We start from the raw sequence: 11,251 nt of genomic DNA, 5'->3' as shown, positions 1-11,251 counted from the left end.
CCTTATCAGAAATTACAGCACGACATTCAGGTGGTAATACACCGTGACGCGGTCAGGCGCTAAGTCGCCGGGGTAACGCAGGGGCCAGCCGACGGTAAACTGGCTGGAGAGATGACCGGCGCTGCTGCTGAGTCCTACCGCGCCGCCCCACAGCGTGCCTGCCGCGTTAACGTCGTGATTGTCATGATGCAGATATCCGCCATCCACAGCGGCCACCGCGCTGACTGCGCCCAGCAAAGGCATACTGAACAGCGCCGTGTTGAGTTCGTTGCGCCAGTAACCGCCGTTATCACCGGAAAGGTATTGCTCTTTGAAGCCACGCACCGAGCTTTCGCCGCCAATCGTCAGGCGTTCGTTGCCGTAAAGACGGTCGCCGGTCCACTGACCGTAAACGCTGGAAAGAAAGGTGACTTTCTGGCTGACCGGCTTGTAGTAACTGCCGGACAGTGACCATTTGGAGAACTCTGCTTTGGGCGCATCGTCCGGTTTATGCTGATCGTCTTCCGCGCCTAACCAGGGCACGCCGCGGCTGAATGTCGGGTTCAGCGTGGACAATCCTCCCCACAGTTTCTGGCTATGGTTGATGCCCACGCTGACATTGCTGAGCTTGCGGCTGCTGCTGGCCAGCGGAGCATCATTAAGATAGTTACGCGCCATATTGTTGCTGATCCCGACAGATACGCCGGTTTTGATATCGCTGTTTCGAAATACGACGCGGGAAAGATTGACGCGATGGGTTTGGGAATCGCCGGTTGACCGCCAGCCGAAGCCCTGAGAATTCACCGTGCTGAGATAATCGCTGTAGCTGTAACTGTAATTCATCAGCCAGTAGCCATAAGGCACGCTCATGCCAGCCTGCACGCTGCGGGCGTCGTGGCTGCTGGAGAAATCGCTGCTTTTCGCGCCGCTGACAAACCACTGATCCGCCAGTCCGAGCACGTTACTGGCGATCAGAGAGCCGTTCATCTGGCCGGTGCCGGTGCTTTTTTGCCCGCTGTTATCGAATCCCACACCCAGGCTGAGTGGAAACTCCGGCGTGGCGGTTAAATTCACAATGGAGTAACCCGGTTGTTCAGCCGGAAGGATCTCTATCTGGACCGGTGTCTGGCGCAACCGGTTAATCTGTTCCATGCCCTGTTCGATATCGCGCAGATTGAGGATTTTGCCTTTAAGGCCAGGGAAAGCCATCGCCAAAATACGGTCGCTGTGTTTATCTAATTGAATATCCTGAAGCTTGCCTTCCATCACGGTAATATTCAGCTCTCCCCGTGAGAGATCCTGCTCGGGAAGAAAAGCACGGCTGGTGATATACCCGCTTTCGATATAGGCATCAGATATTTCCTGCACGAGCTGGGTAATTCTCTTAATGCCTAAACACTTTCCAATTAAAGGTTTCGTTAACTTGTCTTGAGTGCTGGAAGATAAATGATTGGCTTGAGTAATATTGATAGTGGAAATAGTAAAGCACGGTTTTTCGTCAGCGTTAGCCGGGGCGGGGGCGGGTAAAGAGAGCGTCTGGCTTCTTTCCAGCTCATCACGCTGCATTTGCTGTTGTTGCAGGCGATCTCTTTGTTGTTGCTCAATATTGTCCTTGTCTGCCGGACTGAGCAAAGCGGCATGCACCGGAAAGGTGGCCAGAACGATAGCCCAGCAGATGGCTTTAATATTCATTGTAAATGTCCTTATTTACGAATCAATTAGTTTTAGTTATGCGTCAAAGGCCTGACGCCGTCTTTATATCAGTTTACGTTTCATTACACAAAATCTCATTTCTTAATATTTCTAAAACTCAGATTTTTATTTCAGATAAATAGAAAATCATTAGTATTCTTAGTATTTTATGAAAACTCTTAGTTAAACGATTGAATAAAAAGATCTGATAACCGAAAAACAAAGTTAACTCTCCGGCGGGATGAGGATGTCTTCTGGCCCTGCCTCTTTTCTTTTCTGTCCTTTCAATCCTTTCCAAATCAACGCAAAATCTCAACCCTGACAGGCGATAACAAGGGATGCGGGTGTGAATTCAGGTTTGATGGTATTACACGGAAATCACTCAGAAGCGCTGAGGGACGTGCTGGTCTCGTGGATGGCGGCGCATCCGCTTTCACCGCTGGAAAACGAAGTGATTCTGGTGCAGAGCAACGGCATCAATCAGTGGCTGAAACTGGCGCTGGCGCGCGATGTGGCAGAAGGCGGTTGCGGCATTGCGGCGGCGCTGGATATCAAACTACCGGCGCGCTTTTTCTGGCAGGTTTACCGTGCGGTGCTCGGCAAAGAACAGGTGCCGGAATCGTCGCCGTTCGACCGTCCGTTGCTGACCTGGCGCCTGATCCGCCTGTTGCCCGAACTGCTTGCCGAACCGGTGTTTGCACCGCTGGCCCGTTTCTTAAAAGATGACGGCGATATGCGTAAGCTGCATCAGCTGTCACAGCGGCTGGCGGATTTATTCGATCAGTATCAGGTTTACCGCGCCGACTGGCTGGAAGACTGGGGCAACGGGCTGGACGTCCTGCGCACCAGCCGCACAGGCAGCGAGCCGTTGCCGGAAAACCTGCTGTGGCAGCCGCAACTGTGGCGTGCGCTGCTGGCGGATGTGCCTGAAAACGAGCGCAACACCAGCCGTGCGGCGCTGCATCAGCGTTTCCTGCAACATGCGCAGACCCTTCCTGAAGACCAGCGTCCGGCCGGTTTACCCGCGCGGCTGGTGGTGTTTGGCATCTCCTCGTTACCGCAACAATCTCTTGAAGTGCTGGCAGTGCTGGGCCGCTGGACACACATCTTTATGTGCGTGCATAACCCGTGCGAGCACGACTGGAGCGATATCATTGCCGATAAAGATCTGCTGCGTGCGGAACGTAAGCGCCAGTTGCGTAAGCCGGGCATGCCGCAGGTGATTGCCGAAGATGAACTCCATCAGCATGCCCATCCGCTGCTGGCGGCGTGGGGCAAGCAGGGGCGCGACTATATCGGTCTGCTCAATGAATATGACAACCACGAATCCTATGCCTCGCAGCTGGCGCCGGTGATCCCGCGCATCGATCTCTTTACGTCGAACGGTACCGATACCCTGTTGCATCAGCTGCAGGAAGATATTTTGCAGCTGCGCCCGCTGGCTGAAACGATCGATGAATGGCCTCCGGCAGATGTTCAGCATGACGATTCCCTGCGTTTTTATATTACCCACAGCGCCCAGCGTGAAGTGGAAGTGCTGCATGACCGTCTGCTGGCGGCGCTGGCGGCAGATCCGACGCTGAAAGCCCGCGATATCATCGTGATGGTGCCGGATATTAACGGCTATGCACCGCACATTCAGGCGGTATTCGGCCTGACGGAGCGCAGCGATCCGCGCTACATCCCGTTCACCGTTGCCGATCAGGGACCGCGCCAGAACAACTCGTTACTCGGTGCGCTGGAAAGCCTGCTGGAACTGCCGCAGTCGCGTTTTGCGGTCAGCGATTTGCTGGATTTACTCGACGTACCGTCTGTGCGTCAGCGTTTCGGCATTGAGGAAGAACAACTGCCGCTGCTGCACCGCTGGATCCGCGCCGCCAATGTGCGCTGGGGGCTGCATGCGGAACAGCGTCAGAGCCTTGAACTGCCGTTATCGCCGGAACAGAACAGCTGGTTCTTTGGCCTGCAACGTATGCTGCTGGGTTACGCGGTAGGCAGTGGTGAAGCCTGGGAAAACATCGAGCCGCTGGATGAAATCGGCGGACTGGATGCGGCGCTGATCGGTCCGCTGTCGCATCTGCTGAACTGCCTTGATGACACCTGGCGTCAGTTGCGGGAACCTGCCGCACCGCAGGTATGGGGCGAGCGCCTGCGCACGATCCTTTCCCAATACTTTGCCGAAGATGACGGCGAAGACGGCTTTATTTTAGTGCGTCTGCACGGCGAACTGGAAACCTGGCTGGAAGCCTGCGAAAGCGTCGATCTGCAGGCTGAACTGCCGTTGTCGGTGGTGCGCGATCACTGGCTGGCGCAGTTTGACCAGTCCGGCCTGACACAACCGTTTTTTGGCGGCGCGGTGACCTTCGCCACGCTGATGCCAATGCGTGCCATTCCTTTCCGCCACGTCTATCTGCTGGGGATGAACGACGGTGATTATCCGCGTAACCGCGTGCCGATGGATTTCGATCTGATGGGGCGTGATTACCGCCCCGGCGACCGTTCGCGTCGTGAAGATGACCGCTATCTGTTCCTCGAAGCGCTGCTTTCAGCGCGTGAACGCTTACATATCAGCTGGGTAGGCCGCAGCATTCATGACAACACCGAACGCCCGCCGTCCGTGCTGGTGGCGCAGTTGCGTGATCATCTGGCGGCAGGCTGGAAAGCCGAAAACGGCGAAGATTTGCTGCATGCGCTGACCGTAGAGCATCGCCTGCAACCGTTCAACCGCGACTATTTCAGTCAGGAAAGTTCGTTGTTCAGCTATGCCCACGAATGGCGTGCCGGACTGGAAGCGGAAGCTGCGTCCGTGGCTGTACAACCGCTGCAACCGGTGGAACAGGAAGGTGCGCTGACACTGCGTCAGTTGTCGGATTTTCTGTCGGATCCGGTGCGCAGTTTCTTCCGTCAGCGGCTGAATATCTATTTCGAACTGGAAGATCCCGGCAGTGAAGATCAGGAGCCGTTCGACATTAATGCGCTGGAAAACTGGCGCTTGCAGGACGAACTGATCCGCGCGCAGAAATGGGCGCTGGAAGCGGGTGTTTCGCGTCAGGACGTTTTACGTCAGCAACTCGAACGCATTGAACGGCGCGGCGAGCTGGCACCGGGGGAATTCGCTGCGGTGCTGAGTGAAGATCTGGCCGAGCCGATGGACACCTTGTTTGCCAGTTATCAGCAGGTACTCGATAACTGGCCGCAAACGCTGGCAAATGAGGCGCTGGAAGATGACACCGGCGGCATGATGTTCTCCGACTGGCTGAGTGAACTGCGGGCAAATGCGGCGGGCGACCGCGCGCGCGTGGTGCTGGAAAGTATCGGCATCATGACGAAGGAGCGCAGTTACCGCTTCGACCGGCTGCTGCCTTACTGGGTCGCGCATATTGCAGGGCATCTCGACGGAAAGCCGATGCACACCGTGATTGTCAGTAAAAACGGCACGGCTGAATTGCCGCCGCTGGATATTGAACAGGCGCGCAATTTATGGGAAACGCTGATTGAAACGTGGAAAGCGGGTCAGCTGCGTCCGTTGCCGCTGGCAGTGAAAACCGCGTTTGTCTGGCTGAAAAAAGAGGGCACGGAGCACAGCGCACCCGACAGCGATGCCTGGTTTGCCGCCCGCGACAATTATGAAAATCATGACCCGGCGAACATGAAATTTGGTGAGCGTGACAGTAACGCCTATCTGGCCCGCGCGTGGCCGGATTTCGCCGCACTCTGGTCGGACGGTGAATTTGCCCGTCTCGCCGATACACTGCTGGCACCGCTGAGAAATCATCTGGCACGCAGCAAAAAAGGAGCGAAGGAATGACGGAGCAGACGTTGCCATCCACCCTGAACGTGCTGAGTTTTCCGCTGACAGGCAGCCGCCTGATTGAAGCCAGCGCCGGTACCGGCAAAACCTTTACCATCGCCGCGCTGTATGTGCGGCTGGTGCTCGGGCACGGCGGGGATAATGCTTTCAGTCGTCCGCTGACGCCGCCGGAAATTCTGGTGGTGACCTTCACCGATGCGGCGACCAAAGAGCTGCGTGACCGTATCCGTGCGCGCTTGTCGCAAGCGGCGGGATATTTTTTAGGTAATCCTGAAGCGGAAAAAGACAGCGACGAATTTTTGCAAAATTTGCGCGAGGAATATTCACCGGAGCAATGGCCGGGTTGTGCCCGTAAGCTGCAACTGGCGGCGGAATGGATGGATGAATCCGCCGTTTCCACCATTCACGGCTGGTGTAACCGTATGCTCGGCGAGCACGCGTTCGACAGCGACAGCCTGTTTACCCAGACGCTGGAAACCGATCAGACCGAACTGCTGATGAACGTGGTGCGCGATTACTGGCGCAGTTTCTATTTTCCGCTGAGTGAGCAGGAAATCCGTACGCTGCGTGGCTGGTGGCGTGCGCCGGAAGATTTACACCGCAGCGTGATGCCGTTGCTGGAATACGCTGAAGAGTTAGGCTCAGAACAGACGCCAGCCGACGTAGTCGAAACGGTAAACAACCAGAAAGCGGCTGAACTGGCCGCGCTGAAACAAGACTGGCCGCAATGGACGCAGGAACTTCGCACCCTGCTGGAAGGCGCAGTGGCGGCGAAAGTGGTCGATGGCAAAAAAATTCAGGCGCGATTTTTCAATCCGTGGCTGGAAAAGCTGTACACCTGGGCGACGTCCGATGAAGTGATACCGGATCTGAAAACCGGCTGGACGCGTCTGACACCGGAAGGTTTGGCGGAATGCTGGAAGCAGGGCGAACCGCCTGCGCATCCGGCGCTGACCGCGATGGAAACCCTGAAATCCCGCCTTGAAAGTTTGCCGGATGCGCGCAGCGGTTTGCTGCAACATGCCTGCCGCTGGATAAAAAATCGTTTTGACCTCGAGCAGCAGAAACGGGCGCAAATGGGCTTCAACGATTTACTGACCCGTCTGGATTCAGCCCTGCGCAGTGACAACGGCGCGCGGCTCGCAGAGATCATTCGCACGCAATTTCCGGTGGCGATGATCGACGAATTCCAGGACACCGATCCGCTGCAATACCGCATTTTTGATACCGTCTATCGTGTGGCAGAAAACGTGCCGGAGCAGGGACTGATCCTGATCGGCGATCCGAAACAGGCGATTTACGCCTTCCGGGGCGCTGACATTTATACCTATCTGCGCGCCCGCCGCGATACCGGCGGTCGCCACTACACGCTGGCGACCAACTTCCGTTCCACCCGCGCCATGGTAGCGGCAGTTAATGAAGTGTTCGAATTAGCCGAAAACCGCCGCGCCGGCGAGGGCGCTTTCCTGTTCCGTCAGGGTGATGAAAATCAGGTGCCGTTCCTGCCGGTAGCAGCCAAAGGACGTGCCGACACACTGGTCATTGACGATACCGAAGCCACTGCGCTGACACTGTGGTACCCCGAAAATCAGACGGAAACGCTGCCTAAAACGCAATACGTACAGCTGATGGCAGACGGCTGTGCGGCAAAAATCGTCCAGTTGCTGCGCCTTGGCCAGCAGGGTTCCGCCGGTTTTGGTCAGCCCGGTGAAATATTAAAACCGGTGATGCCGGGGGATATCGCGGTGCTGGTGAATACCGGCCGTGAAGCGGCGGCGATACGCCTCGCGCTGTCAAAAAGTGGCGTGCGCAGCGTGTATCTTTCTGATAAAGAATCGATTTTTGAAAGTGCGCAGGCAGGCGAATTACAGTACTGGCTGGCGGCCTGTGCCGCGCCGGAAAACGACCGTCTGCTGCGCGCGGCTCTCGGGACGCCTTCGCTGAACCTGAGCTGGGAAGCGCTGGACCGGCTGAATCAGGATGAAAACGAGTGGGAACGCTACGTTCAGCAGTTTCAGGCATTGCGAACCTGCTGGCGCAAACAGGGCATTCTGCCGATGCTGCGCCGACTGATGTGGGAATTCGACGTGCCGCGCCGTCTGCTCGGGCGTGGTGACGAACGCGCGCTGACTGATTTGCTGCATCTTTCTGAACTGCTGCAACAGGCCAGCGTGCAGCTCGATGGTGAACATGCGCTGATCCGTTATCTGGCGGAGCAATGTCAGGACGAACATCAGGGCGGCGATGCCCGCAAACTGCGTCTCGAAAGCGATGCGGATCTGGTGAAAGTGGTTACCGTGCATAAATCCAAAGGTCTGGAATATCCGCTGGTATTCCTGCCCTTTGCCTGTGCATTCCGCGCCGTGAAAAAGCAGGATTCACCGCTGAAATGGCATACGCCGGAAGGTGAGCTGGAAGTGGCACTGAGTGCATCCGATGAGCAACTGGTGCTGGCTGACCGCGAGCGGCTGGGAGAAGACCTGCGTAAGTTTTACGTGGCGCTGACCCGTTCGCGTTACGCGCTGTGGCTGGGCATGGCCCCGCTGAAAGACTTTGAAAAGAGCGCACCCGGTTATTTATTTTTCAGTGACCTTTTTAACGGCGGCGAGACGATGGATGCAGAGGCGCTTCCTGCCAGTTTGCAGGCACTGGAAACGGCGCATATTCGCGCGTGGCCGTTGCCGGTATCTGACGGCGCAGTGTATCGCAGCGAGCAGACATTGCCGGAACTCGGGCCGCGTCCGCCGCTGCGTCTGCATAAAGGGCCGCGCTGGTGGGTGACGAGTTTCTCCGGTCTGCAAATTGCGCCGGCAGGCACGTATATCATGCCGGAGACCCTGAACCGCGAGCCGCAGAGAGAAATCGAAAGCGCCGCGCAGGACAGTTATCTGGAAGATCAGAAAACGCAAAACAACGCGAAAGAGCCAGTGAAGGAGCCGCTGCATGAACTGTCGCAGCCTATGACCGGCGAGAATTTGTATGCCTTCCCGCGCGGCCCAGCGCCGGGTAATTTCCTGCACGGTTTGCTGGAATGGGCGGGTGACGAAGGGTTTGCAGCGCTGGCGGCAGACCCGGAAAGGATTGCCGATCAGGTTGCGCGGCGTTGCAATACGCGTGGCTGGGAAAAGTGGATTGTGCCGCTGACTGGCTGGCTGACCGCGCTGCTGACGCAGCCTTTACCGCTGCCGGGAGGCAATACTTTTAACCTGGCAGAACTGCCGCCGTATCAGGTTGAAATGGAGTTCTGGTTCTCGCTGACAAAGGTGCCGACACGACGTCTCGACACGCTGGTTCAGCAATATACGCTGGACGGCGCGGAGCGTGCGCCGTTACTTGCGGAAGATCTCAACGGTATGCTGAAAGGCTTTATCGATCTGGTGTTCGAACATGACGGGCGTTATTACGTGCTGGATTACAAATCCAACTGGCTCGGTGATGACGCCAGCGGCTACGACCAGGAAAATATGACGCAGTCCATGCGCGATCACCGCTATGACTTGCAGTTCTCACTGTATCTGTTTGCGCTGCATCGCCTGCTGAAATCCCGCATACCGGATTACGATTACGACCGGCATATCGGCGGCGCAGTCTATTTATTCCTGCGCGGCAGCCACGCGCCGGGTAACGGCGTCTGCGTTCAGCGACCGGATAAAGCCTTAATGGAACAACTCGACGCTCTGTTCAGCGGCACGGAGGAACACGCATGAAAATCAACAGCCGTGAAGCGCTTGCGCAACTGCTGGCGAGCTGGGTGGAATGTGGCTGGCTGCGGGAACTGGATCGCGCACTGGTGACGTTTCTGGCAAAAGAAGCGCCGGACGCGCATCCGTTGTTATTGCTGGCGACCGCACTGACCAGCTATCAGCTGGGGCGCGGGCATGTGTGTCTGGATTTGCAGGCCACGCTCGACGACAGCGCATTTTCACTCTCGCTGCCACCGGAAGGCGATCACGCTGACGGCGCGGTGATCCGCCCCGCAGCAGTGCTGGACGAGCTGAGTTTGCAGGAATGGCTGGCGGCGCTGGCGCACCCGACACTGGTCGGGCACGGCGAGGGGAATTCTCCGCTGGTGCTGAGCGGGCAGCGCCTGTATCTGCGCCGTTACTGGCAGTACGAACAGAATGTGCGCGCAGCGATAGAACAGCGTCTGACCCGCAGTGCGCTGCACACATTACCGGCGCAAACTTTACAGGCACCCCTGACGGCATTATTCCCGGCGGTGAACTCTGCCACCGTTAACTGGCAGAAACTGGCCTGTGCGCTGGCGGCGGTCAACGCGTTCAGCATCATTACCGGCGGACCGGGCACCGGGAAAACCACGACGGTGGTGCGTCTGCTGGCGCTGTTGCAAACACTGGCGCTGGAGGATACCGGCCAGCCGCTGCGTATCCGCCTTGCCGCACCAACCGGTAAGGCGGCGGCGCGTCTGAATGAGTCGATTGCCGGTGCGGTCTCTAAGCTGGATCTCAGCGGGCTCGGTAACGGCAATGATGTGCGTGAGAGTATTAATACGGAAGTGGTCACGCTGCACCGTTTGCTGGGCAGCCGCCCGGATACCCGCCATTTCCGCCATCATCCGGGAAATCCGCTGATGCTGGATGTGCTGGTGGTAGACGAAGCATCGATGGTCGATCTGGAAATGATGGCGGCGCTGCTGGCGGCATTGCCAGATCATGCGCGCCTGATCCTGCTCGGTGATAAAGATCAGCTGGCGTCGGTAGAAGCGGGCGCATTGCTGAGTGAATTATGTCAGCGTGCGGCGGGCGGACATTATCTGCCGCAAACCCGCGACTGGCTGCAAAGTGCAACCGGTGAGCAGATCCCGGATACGCTGGTGGATCCGCAAGGCACAGCGATGGATCAGGCGGTCGTCATGCTGCGCCACAGTTACCGTTTTGATGCACAGAGCGGCATCGGCCAACTGGCGGAAGCGGTCAACGACGGGGACGTTAGCGCGCTGAAACAGGTCTGGAAACACGGATATGCCGATCTCGCACAACTGACGTTAAGCGCTGACGATGACAGCGAACTGCGCAACTGGGTGGTTAAGGGCAGCGCAGCGCAGTTTCCTGCGGCGGCAAAACGCGAAGGCACCGAGCCGCCGGTCGGTTATCAGCATTATCTCAACGTGATGATCAGGGAGCGGCCTGCGGACGACGAACCGCAGGAAGCCTTCAACCGCTGGGCGACAAAAGTGCTGCTGGCCTACAGTCAGTTTCAGTTGCTGTGCGCCTTACGTGGCGGGCGCTGGGGCGTGGAAGGACTTAATAAGCGCATCGCTGAAATTTTGTATAAAGAAGGATTGCTCAAGGCTTCGGTCGGCTGGTATCCGGGACGTCCGGTGCTGGTGACCCGTAACGATTACAGCCAGCGCCTGATGAATGGCGACATCGGCATCACGCTGGAAATTCCGCAACGGCTGGCGGACGGTTCAGTCGTGCCGCTGCTGCGGGTGGCGTTTCTGGCCGGAGACGGTACGCAGGATATCCGCTGGGTCATGCCGGGGCGTTTGCAGGCGGTGGAAACGGTGTTTGCTATGACAGTGCATAAATCGCAGGGATCGGAGTTCACCCACACCGCGTTGCTGCTGCCGGAAAATCTGAGCCCGATATTAACCCGCGAGCTGATCTACACCGGTATCACACGTGCGCGTCACTGGTTCAGTCTGGGATGTGCCGGAGGCGTGAATGCGGTATTGCCGGAGGCCGTGAAGCGGCGGGTGTTACGTGCCAGCGGATTGATCGAAAGCGAGTAAGGCTTTGCAGAAGA

4 protein-coding genes are annotated in these 11,251 nt (G+C 57.4%); 3 read left to right on the top strand and 1 reads right to left on the bottom strand.

The features are described from left to right. Positions 1–12 precede the first annotated feature (12 nt). Positions 13–1,671 carry a ShlB/FhaC/HecB family hemolysin secretion/activation protein gene (locus tag ACM615_RS04205; RefSeq protein ID WP_431011488.1) on the bottom strand — a complete coding sequence of 553 codons (1,659 nt, stop codon included), beginning with the start codon at positions 1,669–1,671 and terminating at the stop codon, positions 13–15. Between the two features lie 346 nt (positions 1,672–2,017). Here ACM615_RS04205 and recC point away from each other — a divergent pair, with 346 nt between their 5' ends. Genes recC through recD form a run of 3 tightly spaced genes read left to right on the top strand, consistent with a single transcriptional unit; the run spans position 2,018 to position 11,237 of the window. Further along, entirely contained in the window at positions 2,018–5,479 is a 3,462-nt protein-coding gene (recC, locus tag ACM615_RS04200; RefSeq protein ID WP_431011487.1) for an exodeoxyribonuclease V subunit gamma, read from the top strand. Further along, complete coding sequence (gene recB, locus ACM615_RS04195; protein ID WP_431011486.1) at positions 5,476–9,189, top strand: exodeoxyribonuclease V subunit beta; 3,714 nt, start codon at positions 5,476–5,478, stop codon at positions 9,187–9,189. Before recC ends, recB begins: the two co-directional genes overlap by 4 nt. Then, a complete protein-coding gene (gene recD / locus ACM615_RS04190) occupies positions 9,186–11,237 on the top strand; it encodes an exodeoxyribonuclease V subunit alpha (RefSeq protein ID WP_431011485.1) in 2,052 nt (683 codons plus the stop codon). Before recB ends, recD begins: the two co-directional genes overlap by 4 nt. Positions 11,238–11,251: the final 14 nt, after the last annotated feature.

Origin of the sequence: Rahnella sp. PAMC25617 (assembly GCF_050606005.1) — a bacterium.
Lineage (GTDB): Bacteria > Pseudomonadota > Gammaproteobacteria > Enterobacterales > Enterobacteriaceae > Rahnella > Rahnella variigena.
This window is presented reverse-complemented; position numbering and strand designations above follow the sequence as displayed.

Excerpts from the sequence above, each read along its gene's own strand:
- recB (WP_431011486.1), top strand. The coding sequence starts at position 5,476 with ATGACGGAGCAGACGTTGCCATCCACCCTGAACGTGCTGAGTTTTCCG.
- recD (WP_431011485.1), top strand. The coding sequence starts at position 9,186 with ATGAAAATCAACAGCCGTGAAGCGCTTGCGCAACTGCTGGCGAGCTGG.
- ACM615_RS04205 (WP_431011488.1), bottom strand. The coding sequence starts at position 1,671 with ATGAATATTAAAGCCATCTGCTGGGCTATCGTTCTGGCCACCTTTCCG.